Origin of the sequence: Halogranum amylolyticum, assembly GCF_900110465.1 — an archaeon.
In the GTDB taxonomy this organism is placed as follows: Archaea; Halobacteriota; Halobacteria; order Halobacteriales; family Haloferacaceae; genus Halogranum; species Halogranum amylolyticum.
In genome coordinates this window covers 1-21,508 of record NZ_FODV01000003.1, presented here as the reverse complement: position 1 = coordinate 21,508, position 21,508 = coordinate 1, and the positions used below count along the sequence as shown (strand labels likewise).

Sequence of the window (21,508 nt, the reverse complement as noted above, 5' to 3'; positions counted from 1 at the left end):
CCGGTCAGTTATTCCCCTCCCGTGTGTAGTGGCCGTCATGGCAGAGAGACGGGATGCAGTCGAAGAAGAGACCGACGAATCGGTCGACCTCTACGACATCTCGACGTGGGAGGAACGGACATCGCTCGACGGACTCGCGGTCGCGCTGTACCGACTCCTCGCGTGGTCCGCACGGTTCGTCGTCGTCGCGTCGGCGTTTCTCATCCTCTTGGGTATCGGTGGACTGGCCGCGCTGACGGATCTCCAGACCAGCGTGTTGACACTGCTGTCGGCGATCCCCGCGCTCGGACTCGCGGCGTACGTCTACTACAGTGACGTCACAACCGGCGAACCGCTCTCGTTGCTCGTCGCGACGTTCATGCTCGGCGTGTTGACGGCGAGCTTCGCGGCCGTGGTGAACAGCCTGCTCGGCCCGATGTTCCGGTCGATCGCCGTCGTGGGGTCGGTGCTGTTCTTCTTCCTCGTCGTCGCGCCGATTGAGGAGACGGTGAAACTGCTCGCGGTCCGCCTCTACGCCTACCGAAGTAGCCGGTTCGACGCCGTCGTCGACGGGGCGGTCTACGGCGCGATGGCCGGCCTCGGCTTCGCGACTATCGAGAACTCCCTCTACATCGCCCAACAGCTCGGCGAGAACGTCGACTTCGGACTCGGACTCATCGGCGCGGGCAACGGTATCGCGGTCGTCCGCGCACTGGCCGGTCCGGGACACGTCATCTACTCGGCGTTCGCGGGCTACTATCTCGGCCTCGCGAAGTTCAACCGCGAGGACGCCGGACCCATCGTCATCAAGGGGCTCATCATCGCGGCGTTCATCCACGCCACCTACAACTCCACGGTCGGCGTCGCCTCAGGTGCGATCGCGGCGATAACGGGGCTGCCGGGTATCGTCGCGTTCATCGTCTACATCGTCGTCTACGACGGCTTCTTCGCCCTACTGCTCTTCCGGAAGATCCGCCGCTACACGAAGGCCTACCGGGCGGCCCACGAGAGCGACCGCGACGTCGACCGGGTCGTCCGCTCGGAGACGACCGAGTTCGAGTAGTTGGGAGAGAAACCGGACGGGACGGTTCAGCTCAGTCGGCTGACGTCCGAGAGGACGGCCGTCGCCGTCTCCGGACCGCCGGCACCGCGGCCGCTGAGGTTGAGGTTACCGGCGTACTCCGTCTCTAACTGGACGATGTTTCGCGTGCCGCTCACCGCGAGCGTCCCGTTCTGCGGGACGAGCCGCGGGCCGACCCGGACGCCCTCGGGCGTCGCCTCGCCGATGAGTCGGACCGTCCGACCGTCTTCGGCCGCGAGATCGAGCGCACTGCCGGGGATACTCTGGATCCCCTCCACCTCGGCGTCCGCGAGGCTGTAGCCGCCGTCGCCGAGCACGTTCGCGAGGATGACGAACTTCAGGGCGGCGTCGGTCCCCTCCACGTCGAAGGAGGGGTCGGCCTCCGCCACGCCGAGGTCCTGTGCCTCCGCGAGCACGTGTTCGTAGCCGAGTCCCTCGGCGGCCATCCGCGAGAGGATGAAGTTGGCCGTCCCGTTGAGCACGCCGCGTGCGGCGGTGATATGCGTCGATCCGAAGTCCGCGATAGTCGAGAGCACGGGGATCGCGCCGCCGACGGCGGCCTCGAACTGGACCGTCCCCGCGCTCTCGGCTTCGAGCGCGCGGAGGTCGTCGTAGCGTTCGGCGACGGGTCCTTTGTTCGCCAACACGACGTGTCGGTCGGTCTCGAGCGCGTGTCGGACGTGCGAGAACCCCGGTTCGGCGTCGCCGAGCGTCGTCGGCGTCGCCTCGACGAGGACGTCGTACTCCGCGGTGAGCGCCGCCTCGGCGTCGAGGTCGCCGACGATGCCCTCCCGTTCCTTGCGGTCGAGCACCGTCGCCGGATCGAGGCCGTCGGCGTCGACGACCGCCGTACCCGAGTCGGCGACGGCTGTGACGACGTGGCCGTACTCGCCGGCGAGTTCGACTACCGACCGGCCGACCGCGCCCGCACCGAGGACGGCGATACGGAGACTCATGCGGCCACCTCCGTGAGCGGTTCGACGACGTGTAACTCCTTCTCGTCGGCCACGTCGCGGACGGCCGCGAGTACCTCTTCGGTCTTGCCGGCGCGCGTCGCCAGTCGGAGTCGGGCGCTGGAGACGTCGTCGGTCCCCTGTGGTGCCGAAAGCGAGAAGTCGGTCACGGTCGCGTCCGTACAGTTCTGGATGCGCTTGAGCGTATCCGAGAGATCCGTGTCGATGAGGTGGCCGACGAGCAGGATGCTCAGCTCCTCGCCGTAGCGCTCCGCGCCGGCCTGGATGACGTTGACGCCGTTGTCCCGTAGTGCCTCGACGATGGTCTCGAAGCGCTCCGGCGGACACTCGAGGTCGACTTCGACCGGGATGCGGCCGCGCGGCGTGAGGTTTCCCCGTTCGTGGAAGATCGACAGGAGATTCCCGCCGTTCTCGGAGATGGGCGCGAGCGCCGCCAGCAGTTGCCCGGGTTCGTCGACGAGTTCGAGTCGGATGGTGTGGGCGTGCGCCGGCTCGCCGCCGTCGGTCTCAGCGATCTCCTCGTCGTTCTCGTCTGCCTCCGCGTCGAGGACGGTCGTGTCGTCGCTCATCGTCCACCCTCCGTGGCACGCGTCGCCACTGTTGTTGTCGGCAGGAACCGCGTGTGTCGTAGTTCCGTGCCGATGCAGGTCGGGTGATGCGTGCCCCGTTGCATGTTGTACACCACTCGTTGCTCTCGGTATAAGCCTTCGTCGGTCGCAACTCTCTCCGCCGTCGCGCGACTGTTATCACGTGACGAACGCACCGGCCGATCCGTATGACGCTCGTGTCTCCGTACCATCACTTCGAGATGTGAGTGGCAGGTAGATGAACGTGTGGGGCGTCTCGGCTCGAAGACGGCCGTAGCGACGACGCTTCGAGGGAGGTGGTAGAGGTAAGCTCTCTCCGACGCCCGGTATCGGGGTCGCCGTCCCGGCGACGTGGCCATCACGTATGTAGTCCACCCGGCCGAACCGACGCCCGAGATGACACACGTCGCTATCACCGGCGCCGCCGGCAACGTCGGGAAGGTCGCCGTCGACGCGTTCGCGGAGACGGACCACGATCTCACCCTGTTCACGCACAGCGAGCACGACGACCTCGACAGCACCGTCCTCGACGTCACCGAACGAGAGGCGTTCGTCGACGAACTGCCGGACGACGCCGACGTCCTCGTCCACCTCGCCGCCAACCCCTCGCCGTACGCCGAGTGGGACGCGGTGAGCGAGGTGAACGTCGACGGCGTCTACAACGCCTACCACGCGGCCGTCGAGAACGACCTCTCGCGAGTCGTCTACGCCAGTTCGAACCACACGATCAACGCGACGGCGGTCGCCGACCCGACGGAACCGGAGACGCTCACCGCCGACGCGTCGGCGATGTACCCGGACGACGACACCGCACCGGACTCCTACTACGGCGTCACCAAGGTCGCCGGAGAGGCGATGGGGAAGTTCTACGCCCACCGGCATGGTCTCGACGTGGTGAACCTCCGCATCGGGTGGCTCATGTCCGAGTCGGAACTCCGCGAGACCGTCGACGACCCCCCCTCGGAGTACGAGTCGGACGCCGTCCGCTTCGCGCGAGCGATGTGGCTCAGTCCGCGCGACTGTCGGGACGCGATCGTGGCGTCGGCGACGGCCGACCTCCCGGAGACGCCGGTGACGGCCCACGCCATCTCGCGGAACGCCGACCGAGTGCTCTCGCTGACCGAGACGCTCCGGACGCTCGGCTACGACCCCCGCGACGACGCGGCACGGGTACTCGACGACTGACCGAGTGGCGAGACGCGACCTCCGACGTGAACGGCCAGCGCGCTTAACGTTGTCTCGCGAGTACGGTCCGGTGAAGGCACGTCTCGTCCGTCGCAGTCGCCTGGACGTGCTCTGTGAGAACTGATCTGACACGTCTGGCCACGACTACCGCACTGAGACACAACTGTACTCCCTAGCGCAGCCATGTTGACTGAAGACCATCTCCCCAGCGACAAAGACGCGATCGTCAGCGCACCGAGCGGCGACGGCAGTTACGTCCTCGCCACCGTCAACCAGTACCCCTCGAGCACGGACGCCGGCTGGCAGGGTGCGTTGATCGAGGAACCGACCGCCTTCCGCTCGGACGTCCTGCAAGCGACGGACCTGCACACGCTGCTGTGGGACGCCGAACTCGAACAGACGCTCGACGTGCGCAACGACGCCGTCGACAGCGACGTCGAGTACGAGTCGAGTCGCGTCCCCGAGGTCCACATCCGCAACCGCTTCGAGTTCGCCGACGACTCCACCGCCGACCTCGAACAGGACGTCCTCGTCAGCGCGGAGACGGCCGCCCTGCTCGTCCGCAGCGACGTCTCCTTCGACCAGTCGGAGACCAACAGCCACACCGCCTACACTCTGCTCAACTCGGCGATCCACTCGAGCGAGGCCGACGCCGACGGCGAGGAGGCGTCCGTGACGACGGCCGACGGCTACGACTGCGTCGTCGCCCACGACGCGGACAACGAACGCTACGTCGCCCTGGCACAGCGTCGGCCCGAGACCGACCAGACCGGTTTCGACGGCCGGCGCGTCGGCCTCGTCGACACCGACGAGGGACCGGACAAGAGCGCCTGGGCCGACATCTACGAGGAGAACGACGGCCAGATCGACGACAACGACGGCAACGAGGGCCACGTCGACGTCGGTGTCGGTCTCTTCCTCGACGACGACGCGTCGGCGACGTGGGTGACGGCCGTCGGGTTCGGGCGGAGCGAAGCGGACGCCCTCGAGGCCGCGACGACGGTGCTCGACAACGGCTACGAGGCCGAACGCGACGCGTTCGCCGACGCCTGGGAAACGTGGCACGAGTCGACCGCGGGGTCGCCGCTCGACGACGACACCGTCACCGGGATGTACGAACGGTCGCTGACGAGTCTGAAATGTGCTCAAGACCCTCGCGGACCGATGATCGCCGGCGCGTTCGCCCCCAACGAGCAGGGGTATCGCTACGTCTGGCCGCGCGACCAGGTGATCCTCGTCCAGGCTGCGCTGGCCGCGGGGGCGACCGAGGAGGCGAGAGCAGCGCTCGGGTGGCTCGAGGAAGCGCAGATCACGGACGACGTGACCGACGACCGCGGCATCGACCGGAAGGGGACGTGGTGGCAGAACTACCGGACCGACGGCGAGGCCCACTGGACGGTGCTCCAACTCGACCAGATCGGCGGTCCGATCTACGCCCACTGGCTGCTCTGGCAGGAGACCGGCGACGACGACGTCGTCGACGCCCACTACGAGATGAGCGAGCGGGCCGCGGAGTTCCTGCTCGCGTACGACAACGGCGCGGGCTTCCCGGGGAAACATCAGGACCCGTGGGAGGAAGTGTGGGGGTACAGCACCGAGGGCGTCGCCGCCGGCATCGCCGGTCTACGGTCGATGGCGGCGCTCGCCGACGAGAAGGGCGACGAGGAGTTCGCCGAGGAGTGCCGCGAGCACGCCGCGACGTGGGCGGGGAACTTCGACGACTACTGTTTCCACCCGGACGCCTACCTCGGCGACCACTACGTCACCGCCGACAGCCCCGAGCGCGACGACGACGTCTCGCCGAACGAGCGGCCCGACGCCGCCGCGTTCGTGGCCTACTGGCCGTGGAACGTCGCGGCGGTCGACAGCGACGAGCTGGGTTCGACGCTCGCCGCCGCAGAGGACGAGTCGTGGACGTCGCCCGGTGCGCGGTGTCTCGCCCGCTACCCCGAGGACGACTACACCCCCACGGGCGACCCCGAGGACGGCGGGTGGCCGCTCTGTGAGGCCTACGCCGACGTCGCCCGCTGGCAGCGCGGGCACGACGACGACGCCGTCGCCGACTACGTGTTCGAGCACGCGCTCGCGTGGACGACGGCGGCGGGACTCCTCCCCGAACAGGTCGACGGCGAGGGCGACGTCCGCTGGAACAGCAACCTCCAGTGGAGTCAGGCGATGTACATTCTGCTGACGGAGAGCCACGCGCGCGGCGAACCGTACGGGTTCGCCCCCGACGAGTAGCGTCGCTCTCCGACTCGTCGTGTCGACGTCGCTCTCTCCGACGTGGCCGACGCTGGTCGACACCGAGAGAAGAACCGCAGAAGACGAGGCGCGCGTCGCCGCTTAGATGTAGTCGACGGCGGGCGAGAGCTCGAGCTTCATGCCCTTGCGCTCTCGGATCTCCATGATCTTGTCCGTCTGAAGGCTGTCGGACATCACGCGGAAGCCGGCGTTCTCCGTGTTCCAGGAGGCGCGACCCTCGGTCGCCGAGCGGACGTCCGAGGAGAAGCCGATCATCTCTTCGACGGGTGCGATACCCTCGATGACCATGAGGTCACCCTCTTGGTACATGTCGTCGACGCGGCCGCGACGACCCTGAATCTCGCCGGAGGCCGAGCCCATGTAGTCCGAGGGAACGTCGATGCGGACGTTCTGGATGGGTTCGAGCAGCTTCACCTTCGCGTCGATGAGCGCACGGTGGACAGCCTCGCGAGCGGCGGGGATGACCTGTGCGGGACCACGGTGGATGGTGTCCTCGTGGAGCTTCGCGTCGTGGAGACGGAGGAGTGCACCCTGGACCGGCTCTGCGGCGAGCGGACCGTCGTTGAGTGCTTCTTCCATCCCCTCGACGACGAGTTCCATCGTCTCGTTGAGGTGCTGGATACCCTTCGTCTCGTCGAGCAGGACGTTCGTCCCGAAGATGTGCTCGAAGTTCTGGGAGGCGTCCTTGTCCATGCCGGCCTCCTGCAGCGCCTCGCGGCGCTCCAGTTCGGGCATGTCGTTCGCGATGTTGCCCATCTTGATGTCGTCGATGATGTCCTGCGAGAGAGGCTCGACGGAGATGTAGAACTTGTTGTGGCGGTTCGGGGAGACGCCCTCGACCTCGCGGGAGCTCTGCGTCGGTGCCTCGCGGTAGACGACGATCGGCTCACCGGTGTGGACCGGGATACCCTGGTTCTTCTGAATACGCTGCGTGATGACCTCGAGGTGGAGCTCACCCTGACCGCTGATGAGGTGCTCGCCGGTGTCCTCGTTGATCTCCACACGGATGGTCGGGTCCTCCTTCGCGACCTGCTGGAGCGTCTGGATGAGCTTCGGCAGGTCGTCCATGTTCGTCGCCTCGACGGACTTCGTGATGACCGGCTCGGAGATGTGCTCGATCGACTCGAACGGCGTCATCTCCACGGAGGAGACGGTGGAACCGGCGATAGCGTCGCGGAGACCCGTGACGGCGGCGATGTTGCCTGCGGGGACGCCGCGGTCGAGGTCCTCGCGCTCGCCACCCATGAAGATACCCACGGACTGGACGCGGTTCTTCTTGGCGGTGCCGGAGACGTAGAGTTCTTGACCCTTCTTGATGGTCCCCGAGAACAGGCGACCGGTCGCGATCTCGCCCGCGTGGGGGTCCATCGAGATGTCGGTCACCATGAAGACGACGTCGCCGTCGTCGTCGACCTCGCGCATCTGCCTCGCGATGTCCGATTCGGCGTCACCACGCCAGACGGCGGGGATGCGGCGGGGCTGGGCGTCGAGCGGGTTCGGGAAGTGCTCGGCGACCATGTCCAGCACGACGTCCGAGAGCGGCGTCCGCTCGTGGAGCTCCTGCCGCTTGTCGTTCTGCTCCATCTCGATGATGTCGCCGAACGAGATGCCGGTCTCTTGCATCGACGGCATCGAGACGCCCCACTTGTAGAGTGCGGACCCGAAGGCGACGGTGCCGTCTTCGACGGAGACCGTCCAGTCGTAGTCCTTCTCCTCGGTCATGCCACGGATGAGCTCGTTGACGTCGGAGATGACGTCGAAGAGCCGCTCCTGCATCTCCTGGGGCCCTTCCTGGAGCTCGTTGATGAGGCGGTCGACCTTGTTGATGAACAGTGCGGGCTTGACACCCTCGCGGAGCGCCTGCCGGAGCACCGTCTCCGTCTGCGGCATCGCGCCCTCGACGGCGTCGACAACCACGAGCGCACCGTCGACGGCACGCATCGCACGGGTCACGTCGCCACCGAAGTCGACGTGGCCCGGCGTGTCGATGAGGTTGATGAGGTGGTTCTGGTCCTCGTACTCGTGAGTCATCGAGACGTTCGCCGCGTCGATGGTGATCCCACGTTCCTGCTCGTCCTCCTTCGTGTCCATGGCGAGCTGCTGTCCGGCCGTCTCGTCGGAGATCATGCCGGCACCTGCGAGGAGGTTGTCGGAGAGCGTCGTCTTCCCGTGGTCGACGTGAGCAGCGATGGCGATGTTCCGGATCTGCTCCGGCTTGTCCATCAGTTTCTCACATTCTTGAACAATCTTCTTTCGTCGGCCCATTATACTGATTCCTTCCGGTAGGAGGGTCAAAAGGGTAGTGTTTCGACCGAGCGAGCGTCACGGTGACACACTCCGCGAGAACGGAACGGAGAACCCACCGATACGCGGACGGTGCGTCGGGCACAAGAGTCATACTCCCGTATCACTTGATACCACTACACATGGACGTGCGCGTGCTGGGGGCCGCCGCCCCCGACCCGTTTCTCAGCGCGGCAGACCTGTTCGAGACCGAGTACGACCTCGAGTGGCCGGTTCGCGTCCGCGTCAGGGACGACCCCGACGAACGGACGTGGGCGGCCCACTACGACGGTCACCACGTGTTGAACATCTCTCGACAGGCCGCCACGAGCGTCATGGCACGCGAACTCGCCCTCCACGAGTTCGCTCACATGGCTCGATACGAGGAGTCTCACCCCTCTCACACCCAGTCCATCGACGAGGTGCTCTTCCTCGCACTCACCGGACGGTCGGTCGAGCGCCGCAAACTGGCCCACTGCTATCAGATCGCGAACCACATGAAGGACATCTACGCCGACGACATCACGCTCTCGTTGGCGCCGGCGACCAAGCTCCTGACCTTCCTCGAGTCGCAACTGGCAACCGCCGTCGCCGACCGACCGTCGGCAGCCGGCCGAACCGACTGGACGCGGCTGACGGCCGCCGCCGACCCCGACATCACCGCCGTCAACGCCGCCTTCGCGCTGGCGCTCGTCGAGCGACACGACCTCGTCGACCCGACCCACCCGCTCTACGACTTCGCGGCGGTCGCCGGCGACGACGCCCCCGACGTCGACGTCGACGCGTTCAAACGCCGGTTCAAGTCGCTCGTCACCAACCCCTCCGAGAGCGACTACCGCAAGGCGCTCGTCGACGTCACCCGTGCCTACGCGGTTCACTCGGGGTCGTCGCCCGCGGCCGACTGAGTCGCCTGCGCTCGCGACGCCACACGCTTACCGTCGCCGACCGTCCGCACTCCCCACACGATCGCTGCAGCCACGAGGAACACCCCGCCAAGCACTGCGACGGACGTCGTCTCGCCGTACACGTCACCGACGACGCCCGCCAACACCGCCAGCGGAATCCGGGCCAGTCGGGTCACCATCGAGAACGCCGACAGCGTCGTCGCTCGCCCGACTGTCTCTATCTGCCCGTTCAGAAACCCGTTGACGAGCGGCGACAAGAGCGTCGTCGATCCGCGCAGTGCGACGAACATCGGCAGCGACGCGAGAAGGATCCACTGCGGGAGGAGAAAGAGTCCCGCCGTCCCGAGCGAGACGACGAGCAGCGCGTCCCGGAACCCGAGTGTCGCTTCCAGCGTCCCTGCGTGATAACTCGCCACGGCGGAGACGCCGGTGAATGCCGCGTAGAGAACACCGAGGAGGACACTCTCGGGAAGTGCTCCGAACCCACTCACACCCGACGAGAGCGTCCGCTCGAAGAGCGTTCTCGCCACGGGCTGGATGTAGGTGTCCCCGGTGCTGACGACGGCGAAGAAGAGACTCGTGTAGAGCACGACCGACAGCATCGGCTGTCGCGTGAACCGCTTGCGGACGATCCTGAAGGTATCGGTCGCGGTGACGTGCCCGTCGGCCGCCGCCCGGTCGGTACTCGGAAAGCTTGCCAGCACGACCAGACCCAGCGCGTTGAGTGCGACCGAAGCGACGAACGGGAACCTCGGATCGAGGGTGTACAACACGCCACCGGCGAGCATCGTCGCGACGGACGTCGCCCGCATCACCGACTCGCCTCGGCCCCGAACGCGGGTGAACGCCGAGGGGTCGGTCTGCTCTTCCAGCCGTTCGTACAGCCACGCGTCGGCGCTCCCGGAGACGAAGGTCTGAGCGAGCGCCCACAACACGTAGAGGACCGCGTACGCGACGAACGACTGGAACACGACGAACCCGGCGAGCGAGAGCACCGTGAACACGACCGACAGGACGAGACTCGCCCGCCGACCGAGCTGGTCGGCCACGTATCCGGTCGGAACCTCGCTGAGCACGACCACCGCAGACGAGAGTGCGCCGAGCAGTCCGACCTGTGTGAACGAGAGCGTCCGGAGGAGAAACAGGGTGAACACCGGGTAGATGAACCCGGCTGACCGCGTCGCCTGATACAGGTAGTAGCGAGTGACGAGACGCCCGCCTGCGGTCATACTCGACGGTTCGGCGACCGAACGGAAAAGTACTCGCTGAAGCGAACTTCAGTGCCGCCGCTCGCGGGAGTCGGCGTCGAAAGAGAGAGATGAACTGCTTAGCGGGCCGCGGCGGCGACGCGTTCGCGCTCTTCCTTCTGGGAGATGGCGTACGTCTGGACGTCGTAGTTCGACGCACCGACGAGCTGCTGGGCGAGCGCCTCGGCGGCGCTCGTCTTCGACTTGAAGGAGGCGGACTTCGTCCCCTCTGCGAGGTAGCGCAGCGCCTGGTCGACGCGTCGCTGCGGCGCGACGTCGACGGCCTTCGGGACGGAGATGCCACCGTACTTCAGGCGGACGGTCTCCTCGCGAGGTGCGGCGTTCTCGATGGCCGTCACGAGCACCTGCACCGGGTTCTCTTCGGTGCGCTCGTGGACGATCTCGAAGGCGTCGCGGACGATCTGCAGCGTCTTCTGCTTCTTGCCCGTGTTGTCCTCCGTCTGCATCAGACGGTTGACGAGGCGTTCGACGACGCTGATCTCGGATTTCTTGAACTGCTTGGAGGCGTGACGACCCATCGTGTGCGCGATGGGGGTCACGTTCAGGTAGCGCTGGGTGCTCGGGTCGGCGTACTCGATCTCCGAGACGTCCCAGACGCCGAAGAGCTGTGCGTTCGACTCCGCTTCGTCGCTGTCGGCCGGTGATTCCGGCTCGGGGGGTTCGCTCTCGGACATTATCGGACAGGCTTCTCCGCGTTACCGCGCACGAGCTCGATCATCGACACACCGTTGACCTTCTCGACTTTGTAGTTGACACCCGAGAGGTCGCCCATCGCGCGACCCTTCGCGCCACCGATCCCGGCGATGGTGACCTCGTCGTGTTCGTCGATGAAGGAGATCGCACCGTCACCCGGACAGAAGGCGGTGACCTGCTTACCGTTCTTGATAAGCTGGACACGGACGCACTTTCGGATCGCCGAGTTGGGCTGCTTTGCTTCGATGCCGACCTTCTCGAGAACGATGCCGCGGGCCTGCGGGGCACCCTCGAGCGGGTCGGACTTCTTGCGAAGGCCGCGCTCACGGCGCGCGTACTTCGAGTCGGACCATCGGTGACTCTGACGGTCCTGTTTGAGTTTGCGTGCTGCGTACTTACCGTTCGCCATAGTGAACGTGAGTTCCGGACGGAGCTACTTAAGCCTCCCTTTTCGCTCCGGGAGAAACGGCCTCAGATTCCTTCTTTCACCCCGCTACTCGGTTCTGAGGGCGTCTCAGTGATTCGAGTTACGGCCGCTCAGGAGAGCAGAGGGAACGAACGGCCTGCACAGGCCGTCAGAGGGACGGTCGTGAGTCGTTCCGGTGTTCGCCGGCGCAGGGTCGACGAACACCGATACCAGTTGCGACAGTCCCTCTCACTCGAGATAGAACAGCACCTCGAACTCGGCGGCGCAGTGCTCGCAGGTGACCGGTTCGCCGTAGAGGGTGTCGCCGAGTTCGGGACTTCCCCCGTCGGCCACCGCGAGCGTCGCCGGCAGGTCGACGTCGCACGAGGGACACGAGATGGGGACTGGTGGCTGTGACATACCCCGCAGAACGCTCTATATCGGCTTAGTTATCAGTTAGATAAACGTTCGACGGCCGCACGCCGGTGAGCGGTCGTATTCGACCGTTCTCCGCCGACTTTCGTCGGTTAGGTTGTCCTTACCCGACGATTCACTCGGCCAGGAGTGACGTCTCGCGTCGGGACGAGCGGCGGTTCGCAGTCGGACGAACCGCCGTCACGTCAGTTGGATGTCGTCGATGTCGTAGTGACGACGGGCCAACGTGCGGGCGGTCTGGATGTTCGCGCCATCCTTCCCGATGGCGACGCCGCGGTCGGCCTCCTCGACCTCGACGTAGGCGACCCGGTCGTCCTGCTCGGAGACGGTGACGTGTCGGACCGCGGCCGGAGCGAGCGCGCTGGCGACGAACGCCTCCGGCGTGTCGGCGTCTTCGACCAGTTCGACCGCCTTGCCGACGCGCTCTTCGAACCGCTTGACCGTCTTGCCGGCCGGTCCGATCGCCTTCCCCATCTCGCCGGCGGGGACGAGGATCACCACCCGATCGTCGTCGACGAGGCAGTCCTTGGCGCTGACTTCGGCCAACTCGTCGAAGAGGCCGATGAGTCGCATCGCTTCGTCCGACAGCGTGACCTTCATCTAGTCGTCCGACGTCGCGCTGAACGACCCCATCTTCAGGTCGACGTCGCCCGTGCCGATGGCGACGGGTTTGCCGACGATGACGTTCTCGATGACGCCGTCCAGATCGTCGTTCTCGCCGTGGATGGCGGCGTCGAGCAGGTGGTTGACGGTGACCTCGAACGCCGCACGTGCGAGCACGGAGTCCTTGCTGCCGGAGATCCCGTGACGGCCGATGGACTCGATGGTGCCGCGGTTCGTCATGATGTCCGCGACGAGCATCAGGTGACGGATGTTCACGTCGTCGAGACCCTGTTCGCGCAGCGTGTCCATCGTCTCCTCGATGATCGCCTCGCGGGCGGCCTCGACGCCGAGTTCACGGTACACTTCGTGGATGTTGTTACACGTCGTTCGCGAGGCGTCGACACCCTCGATCGAGAGCACGTCGCCGAAGGCCGACCCCTCGGTGTAGAGGACGAACTCCTCGTCGCCCTCGTCGGTCTGCTCCTTGCGGATGACGACGCGGCTGATCTCTTCGATCCCCTTGAACGTGATCTCGCGGAGCTGTTCGACCAGCTGGAGCAGCTGTCGATAGCTCGGCTGGTCGGGGCCGAACTCGATGACGGTGCCGGACCGGCGCGTCTTCACGCCGAGGGCGTCCTCGATGGTCTCTGCGATCTCTTGGGCGACCTCGGTGACGTCGTTCGCACGCGGCCATCGCTCGGCCAGCGTGTCGTCGTTGAGGTCGATCTGGACCAGCATGTCGGCGACGTTCGTCGACACGTCACCGAGCGCGAGGATCTTCGTCGCCTCGATGTCCCAGACCACCTCGTGGGCCCGCTCGCGGTCCGTCGCGTAGGGGACGTCCGCCTCGTTCTGTTCGGCGGACTCCAAGTGGACGGTCATCATCGGCGTGTCCGGCGTCTTCCGGGCGTCCACCAGCTCGATGAGACGGGGGAGCCCCTGGGTGACGTCGATCTCGGCCACACCGGCGTAGTGGAACGTGTTCATCGTCATCTGCGTCCCCGGCTCACCGATCGACTGCGCGGAGACGGTGCCGACCGGGTCCAGCGGGTCGACACGGGTGTCGATGTACCGGTTCTCGACCGCCTCGGCGATCTCGTTGGCCTGCTCGGGCGTCACGAGCCCCTCGCGGCTCTCGATGGTCTTGTAGACGCGCGTCTTCAGACGGCGCGGTAGCTCCGTATCCTCGACCACGAGCGCGATATCTTCCGTCACGTGGTCGTACTCGCCGACGAGCTGGTTGACGCTCTTCTCTTCGTCAGTCATCGGACTCCACCTCCGTCCCTATGGCCTTGTTCCGACCGGGACCGGCGTGCTCCGAGAGGTTCGTCGGCGGCTCGCGTCGGCCGAGGAACCGCTCTTTCTGCGCTTCGCTGTCGAACTCCGACTCGATGATGCGGTCGGCGATCTGTTCGACGTCGACGTCGCCGTCCTCGCTCGAAGAGACCTTCACCGGACTCGTGCCGTCCTCGCCGAACTCGAACTGGACGATGGTGCCCGACGTGTCGCGCACCGAACCGTCGTACTGCGCTTCGAGCTCCGAGAGAGCGTTGATGAGCCGACGCTGCAGGTACCCGGACTTCGAGGTACGGACTGCCGTGTCGACCAGCCCTTCGCGGCCACCCATCGCGTGGAAGAAGAACTCACGCGGCGTCAGTCCGCCACGGTAGGAGTTCTCCACGAACCCGTGTGCCTCCGCCGAGAGGTCGTTCTTCTTGTAGTGGCTGAGCGTACGGTCCTCGTACCCGCGGTTGATGCGTTCGCCCCGAACTGCCTGCTGGCCGACACAGCCGGCCATCTGCGTCAGGTTGAGCATCGACCCACGGGCACCCGAGCGAGCCATGATGACCGCCGGGTTGTCGTCGCCGAAGTGATCGTCGGCGATCTCACCGGCAGAGTCACGGGCCTTCCCGAGCGTCTGCATGATCTTCATCTCGAGCGTCTCGTCGACGGTACGACCCGGCAGCGACTCGAGTTCGTCCGCCTCGTACGTCGAGATGAGTTCCTGGATCCGCTCGTAGGCGTTCTCGATGGCCTCGTCGACCTGTTCGTTGGCCTCCGGCGGGATCGACTCGTCGTCGATTCCGATGGAGAACCCGAAGTGCATGATGGCACGCATCGCCAGCGCGGCGATCTCGTTGACGAACACGCGAGCGCGCGTCTCCGAGTAGACCTTCGTGATGGTGTCGACGATCTCCCCGCCGAACGCTCCGACGGCGTCCTCGTCGATCGTCCCCTCGACGAGCTGACCGTCGACGATACGGACGTCGTCGCCGGTCGAACTCGTGAAGTCGAGCGAGAGGTCGTCGGGCAGCAGTTCCGAGAAGATGGAGTGTCCCGTCCAGTACGGCTCGCCGTCCTCCTCGCCGTCCGGGTCGGGGAGCGTGTCGACGCTCGTCGCACGCAGCAGGTCGAGCGCCTGCGTCTCCGTGAACCGTGGGTTCTCGTGCGTCAGGAGGTACGTCCCGCTGATGTGGTCCTGGATCGCGCCGATGATGTTCTCACCGAAGCGCGGCGAGAGGATCTGTTCCTGCACCCGCATGAGGACGCGCGCCTCCGCGCGGGCCTCCTCGTTCTGCAGCGCGTGCATGTTCATCTCGTCGCCGTCGAAGTCTGCGTTGTACGGCGGGCAGACGACGGTGTTCAGCCGGAACGTCTTGTACGGCATCACGACGACCTCGTGCGCCATGATCGACATCCGGTGCAGCGACGGCTGTCGGTTGAAGATGACGATGTCGCCGTCGACGAGATGGCGGTTGACCTCCCAGCCGAGTTCGACCTTCTCTGCGAGCTCTTCGCAGTTCTTCTCGGTCACCTTCAGGCGACGACCGTCGGGCCGCTTCACGTAGTTGGCACCCGGGTGGCCCTCGGGTCCGTTACGGACGTACTGTTGCGCTTCGTCGATGTTGCGCTCGGTGACGTTCATCGTCTGGGTCATCTCCCGAGCGACGCGCTCGGGGACGCCGACCTCGTTCAGGCTGAGCGTCGGGTCCGGCGAGATGACGGTCCGTGCCGAGAAGTTGACGCGCTTCCCGGACAGCGAGCCACGGAAGCGACCCTCCTTGCCTTTCAGGCGCTGAGAGAGCGTCTTCAGCGGACGACCGGAGCGGTGACGCGCCGGCGGCGTGCCCGAGATCTCGTTGTCGACAAACGTAGTGACGTGGTACTGCAGCAGTTCCCACAGGTCCTCGATGATCAGCTGGGGCGCACCCGCCTCGCGGTTCTCCATGAACCGCTGGTTGATGCGGATGATGTCGACCAGCTTGTGGGTCAGGTCGTCCTCGGAACGCTGGCCGTTGTCCAGCGTGATGGAGGGACGGGCCGTCACCGGCGGCACCGGCAGGACGGTCAGGATCATCCACTCCGGTCGGGACCGACTCGGGTCGATACCCAGCGAGGCGAGGTCGTCGTCCGGGATGTCCTCGAACCAGTCGCGGATGTCCGAGGGCATCAGTTTGTTCATGTCCTCCTCGGTCAGGTCGACGTCCAACGCCTTCTCCAGCGCCTTGCGGTCGTCCTTCCGCGGGCGGAACGACCCGGACATGATCTCGTTGACGCGCTGCAGGTCGATGCCGGTCTTCTCGGCGAGCGCCTGCGGCGACATCCCCTCGTCGTCCTCGTCGTCGGGGTCCGGCTGCATCGCCTGTGCGATGAGCTCCGAGTAGTCGCCCGAAAGGACGTCCTGGACCTCGTAGTAGGTCGTCGGCTTCTCGTGTTTGATGTCGTGCTGCGGCGAGCCACAGTAGGGACATCGCTTGGCCTTGCGGGCCTGCCGGACCGCGGCCTTCATCACGTCGCTCCAGTCCTCGCCGAGCTCCTTCGTCCGCTGGAGCTTCTCGTGGTACTCCTCCTGTTCCTCCGCCGTGAGTGCGAGTCGACCGCAGTCGCGGCAGGTCGACCGCAGCAGGCGACGGATGAGCTTCGTGAAGCCGACGTGGATCACTGGCGCGGCGAGTTCGATGTGGCCGAAGTGGCCGTTACAGGACCCCGAGTGCTGCCCGCAGGTGCGGCACTCCAGCCCCGGGTCGATGACGCCCAGCCGCGGGTCCATCAGCCCCATGTCGATGGGGTAGCCGTCGTCGTCGTACGTGTCCGCCGTGATGACCTTCGTGGCGGACATGTCGCGATACGTCTCTGGGTCCATCAACCCGAACTGGATGCCGCCGATCTCTTTTGGTGTCTGCATTGACATTCGTGATACCTCCGCTTAGACTGCGTCCTCCAGTTCGATCTTCGGTCGGATGCCGAGCGCCTTCATCTCGTCGAGCAGGAGCTTGAACGCGTAGCTGACCTCGATCTTGTGGATGTTGTCCTCGTCCCCGGTGATGGGGTCGTAGATACGGCGCTGCTCTCTGTCCTCGACCGCTACCATCCCGGTGTCGGCGCTGACGTACACCTCTTCGCGGTCCGAGGAGTCGAGCAGCCGTTCCTTGAGGGCCATCGCCGCACCGTGACCGATGAGCACCTCACGCTCCATCTCACCCACACGGAGCCCACCCTCGCGGGCGCGCCCCTCGGTAGGCTGGCGAGTGAGCACCTGCACCGGCCCGCGCGAACGGGCGTGCAGCTTGTTGCTCACCATGTGGTACAGCTTGTGGTAGAAGATGATGCCGAGGAAGATCTGCGCCTCGACCTTCTCGCCGGTCACGCCCGAGTACATGACCTCCTTGCCGGCGGAGTTGAACCCGTGGTCTTCGAGCGCGCCACGGAGTTCCTCTTCGGACTCGCCCTGGAAGGCGGTCCCGTCGACGCGGCGCCCTTCGAGGGCACCGACCTTGCCACCGAGCATCTCCAGCACGTGACCGACCGTCATCCGCGACGGTAGTGCGTGCGGGTTGAGGACCAGGTCGGGGACGACGCCCTGTTCGGTGAACGGCATGTCCTCCTGGGGTGCCAGGTGACCGACGACACCTTTCTGGCCGTGTCGCGACGCGAACTTGTCCCCGAGTTCGGGGATTCGCTCGTCGCGGACGGAGACTTTCGAGAGCTTCGAGCCGTCTTCACCCTCCATCAGCGTGACGGTGTCGACGACACCGTCCTCGCCGGAGCGCATCGTGACGGACGTCTCGCGGCGCTTCTGCGGCGAGAGCCCGCCCATGTCGTCCGGTTCCTCAAGGAACCGCGGCGGCGACGTCTTGCCGAGGAGGACGGAGTTCTCGTCGACGACCGTCTCGGGGTTGACGAGGCCGTCCTCGTCGAGGTGCGTGTACGCGTCTTCGCCGCGTGCACCGCGGACGTCCTGACTCGGGATCTCGAAGCGGTCCTCCTGACCGCCGGGATAACGCCGTTCCTCACCCTCGTAGGTCCGGAAGAAGTGCGAGCGAGCCATCGCGCGCTCGACCGACCCCTTGTTCATCACGAGCGCGTCCTCGATGTTGAACCCCTCGTAGGACATCACCGCGACGACGAAGTTCTGTGCGGCGGGGCGCTCGTCGAAGCCGATCTGCTCGGTCGTCTGCGTCTTCACCATCGACAGCTGCGGGTAGTGCAGCAGGTGCTGACGCGTGTCCGGGCGGATACGGTAGTTCGCCGACGGGAGCCCGAGCGACTGCTTCATCATCCCTGCGCCCATCGTAATGCGGGGCGAGGCGTTGTGCTCGGGGTAGGGGATCATCCCGGCGCCGATACCGAAGATGAGCTGTGGGTCGATCTCGAGGTGCGTGTGGTCCTCGGAGACCTCCTCTTCGTCGACGGCGACGTAGATGTCCTCCTCCTCTTCAGCGTCGATGAACTCGACGTAGCCGCGTTCGACGAGGTCCTCGAACTCCAGTTCGCCGTTCTCGACGGCCTCGATCTCATCGTCACCGAGGAGCGGCTGGCCCTCTTCGACGACGATGAGCGGTCGGCGAGCACGACCCGCGTCGGCGTTGACGATGACTTCGCGGGTTCGCTCCTTGACCGAGACGTTCACCATCTGGCTGACGTCGCCGCGACGTCGTGCTTCTCGAATCTGTGCTGCGAGCTCGTTCGGGTCCGGATGCGTCCCGACTAAGCTCCCGTTGACGTAAACTTTCGCCTCTCGTGCCTGAGCCATGTTAGTCGTCTGCCGGTTGTGGTTCGACGCCTTCGAGACCCGGGATACCCTCGACTCCCATCGACGCCAGTTCGCGTTTGAGTGCCTGTTCGTCTTCGATGTTCTGTGAGAGCTCCATCGCCTGCGCGAAGTTCTTCACGAGCCCACAGTTCGGTCCCTCCGGGGTCTCGGAGGGACAGATGCGACCCCACTGGGTCGCGTGCAGGTCACGCGCCTCGAAGTGGGGTTGGCTGCGCGACAGCGGCGAACGGAGCCGACGCAGGTGCGACAACACGCCCATGTAGTCGGTTCGGTCGACCAACTGGGAGACGCCGGAGCGGCCACCGACCCAGTTGCCCGTCGCGATGGGGTGTTCGAGCCGTTCGGTCAGCACGTCCGAGCGAACCACGGTGTTGACAGTGAGGTTCCGGTTCCGCATGTTCGCGCGTTCGAGCTGGTACTTCACGTCGCGTGCGAGCTTGTTCAGCGCCGTCCGGAACAGGTCCTTCATCAGGTCGCCCGAGACCTTGAGGCGCTTGTTGGCGTAGTGGTCCTTGTCGTCGGAGTCGCGGCGGCCGAGTGCGAGCTCGAAACACGCCTCTGCCATCCGACAGAGGTAGAACGCCTTGTTGCTGCGGACCTCCTCGTCCTCGACGCCCTCCTCGTGGAGATGCGGCAGGAGATAGCGGTCGATGACGTAGTTCGCGCGTTTCAGCTGGTAGTTCTTGCCCTGTCCGCTGGCGACGCGCTTGCCGAGCTTCTCGATTGCCTCCTCCTGGGTCTGGACTTCGGCCATCTCCAGGTTCTCGAGCATGAACTTCACGATCTCCGGGTCGTCGGAGACGCGGTGGACGATCTCCTCGTCGGACTCGAGTCCGAGCGCCCGGACGAGGGTGACGAAGTTGACGCTGCCCGAGACGGACGGGAACGACACTTCGAGGATCCCCTCACGGTTGCGTTCGCAGAGGACGAGTGCCCGGTAGCCACGGCGCTGCGAGAAGGTCTTTGCGACCTGGATCTCGTCGCCGTACTTCGTGTCGTACTCGGCGAGGATCTTGTTGGGTGCGAGGTCCTCCGAGGTCATGAGGACGCGCTCGGAACCGTTGACGATGAAGTAGCCGCCGGGGTCGACGGGGTCCTCGCCGATCTCGACGAGCTCCTCGTCGTCGAACCCCGAGATGTTACACTTGCTCGAGCCGACCATGATGGGCATCCGGCCCACCTTGGTCTCCGCGGAGTCGACGACGACCTCCTCCTCCTCTTCGCCGCCGCGGATGATGGACATCTCCATGAACACCGGCGCGGCGTAGGTGATGTTCCGCAGGCGTGCTTCCTGCGGGTAGAGGAGTTCCTCCGACCCGTCGGCCTCCCGAACACGCGGAGTGACGACGCGGACGTCGCCGAGTTCGACGTAGACGGGCTCTTCGCCCTCCTTGTCGCCGATGTCGGTCTCGATCGTCTCCTTCTCGGCGACGACCTCCTGCATCCCCCGCTCCATGAAGTTGTTGAACGAGCGGAAGTGATGTTCTGCGAGCCGTTCCTGCGAGAAGTACTCGCGTGAAACCGTTCGTCGTGCTTGTCGATCCATTACTCGACCACCAGTCGATATACGACCGCTTGATCAGTCGTTCGAGAGTCTCGTACGATCTCTACGACGTCACCCGGTTCCGCGTCGGTGTCGCGGAGTGCCGGGTCCTTGCGTTTGATCTTCGGCAGGTTTGTTTTCTCCACGTTGTACTCTTCGAGTACCTCCTCGACGCGCTCCGGCTCGTCGAGGACAGTATGCTCCGGAACCAGATTGTGTTGGCTTACGTCTACCATGTTGGATGGGGTTGGCTGTGGGGAGAAGCTATCACGAGATACTACAGCGGCGTAAACGGCCCATCCATTTAGTCCTTGCTAACCGCCGCTGACGCGCCGCTCTGCGGCCGTGGAGGGCGGCCGACGAGACTCGTGTTACGTCCACTCATGATTCCCGATGATATAGTCGTTATGCCCATCTCAATCGCGGCACAGCGACCCACGGTGCGACGAGATGAGAAGCCTTATCTCTCTCTCCGAAAAAGCACTGAGTGCAGCAAGCCCGGGTGGTGTAGTGGCCCATCATACAACCCTGTCACGGTTGTGACGCGGGTTCAAATCCCGCCTCGGGCGCTTCTCTGACTCTCAGTCTCGAGCAAAGCATCTTATCGCCGAGTGGCCGATTTCGTTGATCAACTGTACTCGGATGAAAAACACGAAAGATGCCGGTGACGAGACTGAGGCAAAGGTTCTCTCCGAGTTGATTGCGAATGGCTACAGTGTATCCGTGCCGTTCGGTGACAACGACAAGTACGACCTCGTTGTCGACACTGGCAAGTGCCTCTATCGAGTTCAATGTAAGACTGCGTGGCAGAACAAAGAGGAGACGATTCGATTCAATACCCACTCGCAGACGACGAAAGGCGGAGAATATCACGAGCATACGTATCACGGCGAGATCGATGCGTTCCTCGTTCGGTATCCAGAAACCGAGACGTTGTACTGGATCGGAATCGGCGACGCGACTGAGCAGAAGATGGAACTTCGATTCGAAGGTAAAATCGACCATCCCTCGATCAACTGGGCCCGTGAATACGAGTTCACTGGCGAGGTCTCATAACTCCGATTTGTCGACGATGTGGTTCGGTATTTAGTACCATCCGCGACGATAGATAGCAACTCTTATTTAATACATCGGCAAATACCAGAGTGTAGCAAGCCCGGGTGGTGTAGTGGCCCATCATACAACCCTGTCACGGTTGTGACGCGGGTTCAAATCCCGCCTCGGGCGCTTGCTGAATTCGTGGTGCGGG

Annotated in this window: 18 protein-coding genes and 2 tRNA genes; 7 read left to right on the top strand and 13 right to left on the bottom strand. The window is 65.1% G+C overall.

Annotated features, from left to right (window positions below; translation table 11 throughout):
• Positions 1-37 precede the first annotated feature (37 nt).
• Entirely contained in the window at positions 38-1,042 is a 1,005-nt protein-coding gene (locus BSG17_RS06055; RefSeq protein ID WP_089822066.1) for a PrsW family intramembrane metalloprotease, read from the top strand.
• A 26-nt stretch (positions 1,043-1,068) separates the two neighbouring features.
• Here BSG17_RS06055 and BSG17_RS06050 read toward each other — a convergent pair whose 3' ends face one another.
• On the bottom strand, positions 1,069-2,016 hold the full coding sequence (locus BSG17_RS06050) for a homoserine dehydrogenase (protein ID WP_089822064.1): 948 nt from the start codon (positions 2,014-2,016) through the stop codon (positions 1,069-1,071).
• Positions 2,013-2,603 carry an amino acid-binding protein gene (locus BSG17_RS06045; RefSeq protein ID WP_170864727.1) on the bottom strand — a complete coding sequence of 197 codons (591 nt, stop codon included), beginning with the start codon at positions 2,601-2,603 and terminating at the stop codon, positions 2,013-2,015. The genes BSG17_RS06050 and BSG17_RS06045 overlap by 4 nt, the downstream gene beginning before the upstream one ends.
• A gap of 414 nt (positions 2,604-3,017) precedes the next feature.
• Here BSG17_RS06045 and BSG17_RS06040 point away from each other — a divergent pair, with 414 nt between their 5' ends.
• Positions 3,018-3,806, top strand: a complete 789-nt coding sequence (locus BSG17_RS06040) for an NAD-dependent epimerase/dehydratase family protein (protein WP_089823009.1) — start codon at positions 3,018-3,020, stop codon at positions 3,804-3,806.
• Positions 3,807-3,989: 183 nt separating this feature from the next.
• Positions 3,990-6,047: a glycoside hydrolase family 15 protein gene (locus BSG17_RS06035; protein WP_089822061.1), complete on the top strand. Its 2,058-nt coding sequence runs from the start codon at positions 3,990-3,992 to the stop codon at positions 6,045-6,047.
• A 102-nt stretch (positions 6,048-6,149) separates the two neighbouring features.
• On the opposite strand, the gene BSG17_RS06030 is transcribed toward BSG17_RS06035, so the two are convergent.
• Positions 6,150-8,333: an elongation factor EF-2 gene (locus BSG17_RS06030; protein WP_089822059.1), complete on the bottom strand. Its 2,184-nt coding sequence runs from the start codon at positions 8,331-8,333 to the stop codon at positions 6,150-6,152.
• 161 nt (positions 8,334-8,494) lie between these two features.
• Here BSG17_RS06030 and BSG17_RS06025 point away from each other — a divergent pair, with 161 nt between their 5' ends.
• Complete coding sequence (locus tag BSG17_RS06025) at positions 8,495-9,256, top strand: DUF5781 family protein (protein ID WP_089822057.1); 762 nt, start codon at positions 8,495-8,497, stop codon at positions 9,254-9,256.
• Here the strand turns inward: BSG17_RS06025 and BSG17_RS06020 are convergent.
• From BSG17_RS06020 to BSG17_RS05980, 10 genes are all read right to left on the bottom strand, one after another.
• Positions 9,226-10,485: an MFS transporter gene (locus tag BSG17_RS06020; RefSeq protein ID WP_089822055.1), complete on the bottom strand. Its 1,260-nt coding sequence runs from the start codon at positions 10,483-10,485 to the stop codon at positions 9,226-9,228. The genes BSG17_RS06025 and BSG17_RS06020 overlap by 31 nt on opposite strands.
• 98 nt (positions 10,486-10,583) lie before the next feature.
• Entirely contained in the window at positions 10,584-11,198 is a 615-nt protein-coding gene (locus BSG17_RS06015; protein WP_089822053.1) for a 30S ribosomal protein S7, read from the bottom strand.
• Positions 11,198-11,626, bottom strand: coding sequence for a 30S ribosomal protein S12 (locus BSG17_RS06010; RefSeq protein ID WP_089693839.1), 429 nt, complete (start codon positions 11,624-11,626; stop codon positions 11,198-11,200). The genes BSG17_RS06015 and BSG17_RS06010 overlap by 1 nt, the downstream gene beginning before the upstream one ends.
• A 246-nt stretch (positions 11,627-11,872) precedes the next feature.
• The gene (locus BSG17_RS26810) at positions 11,873-12,043 is read right to left on the bottom strand and encodes a hypothetical protein (protein WP_170864726.1); all 171 of its coding nucleotides are present in this window, start codon (positions 12,041-12,043) and stop codon (positions 11,873-11,875) included.
• A 195-nt stretch (positions 12,044-12,238) separates the two neighbouring features.
• Complete coding sequence (locus BSG17_RS06005; protein ID WP_089822050.1) at positions 12,239-12,658, bottom strand: NusA-like transcription termination signal-binding factor; 420 nt, start codon at positions 12,656-12,658, stop codon at positions 12,239-12,241.
• A complete protein-coding gene (rpoA2, locus tag BSG17_RS06000; RefSeq protein ID WP_089822048.1) occupies positions 12,659-13,927 on the bottom strand; it encodes a DNA-directed RNA polymerase subunit A'' in 1,269 nt (422 codons plus the stop codon). It lies immediately after the preceding gene.
• Positions 13,920-16,847, bottom strand: coding sequence for a DNA-directed RNA polymerase subunit A' (locus BSG17_RS05995; protein ID WP_089822046.1), 2,928 nt, complete (start codon positions 16,845-16,847; stop codon positions 13,920-13,922). Before BSG17_RS05995 ends, rpoA2 begins: the two co-directional genes overlap by 8 nt.
• 21 nt (positions 16,848-16,868) lie before the next feature.
• On the bottom strand, positions 16,869-18,695 hold the full coding sequence (gene rpoB / locus BSG17_RS05990; RefSeq protein WP_089822044.1) for a DNA-directed RNA polymerase subunit B: 1,827 nt from the start codon (positions 18,693-18,695) through the stop codon (positions 16,869-16,871).
• Position 18,696: 1 nt separating this feature from the next.
• Positions 18,697-20,262, bottom strand: coding sequence for a DNA-directed RNA polymerase subunit B'' (locus tag BSG17_RS05985; RefSeq protein WP_089822043.1), 1,566 nt, complete (start codon positions 20,260-20,262; stop codon positions 18,697-18,699).
• On the bottom strand, positions 20,262-20,495 hold the full coding sequence (locus BSG17_RS05980; RefSeq protein WP_089822041.1) for a DNA-directed RNA polymerase subunit H: 234 nt from the start codon (positions 20,493-20,495) through the stop codon (positions 20,262-20,264). The genes BSG17_RS05985 and BSG17_RS05980 overlap by 1 nt, the downstream gene beginning before the upstream one ends.
• A 260-nt stretch (positions 20,496-20,755) precedes the next feature.
• Here BSG17_RS05980 and BSG17_RS05975 point away from each other — a divergent pair.
• The 3 genes from BSG17_RS05975 (at position 20,756) to BSG17_RS05965 (ending at position 21,486) form a co-directional block, all read left to right on the top strand.
• Positions 20,756-20,828: transfer RNA gene (locus BSG17_RS05975), tRNA-Asp, on the top strand.
• 73 nt (positions 20,829-20,901) lie between these two features.
• Complete coding sequence (locus BSG17_RS05970) at positions 20,902-21,315, top strand: group I intron-associated PD-(D/E)XK endonuclease (RefSeq protein WP_089822039.1); 414 nt, start codon at positions 20,902-20,904, stop codon at positions 21,313-21,315.
• Positions 21,316-21,413: 98 nt separating this feature from the next.
• Positions 21,414-21,486 (top strand) — tRNA-Asp (locus BSG17_RS05965).
• Positions 21,487-21,508: the final 22 nt, after the last annotated feature.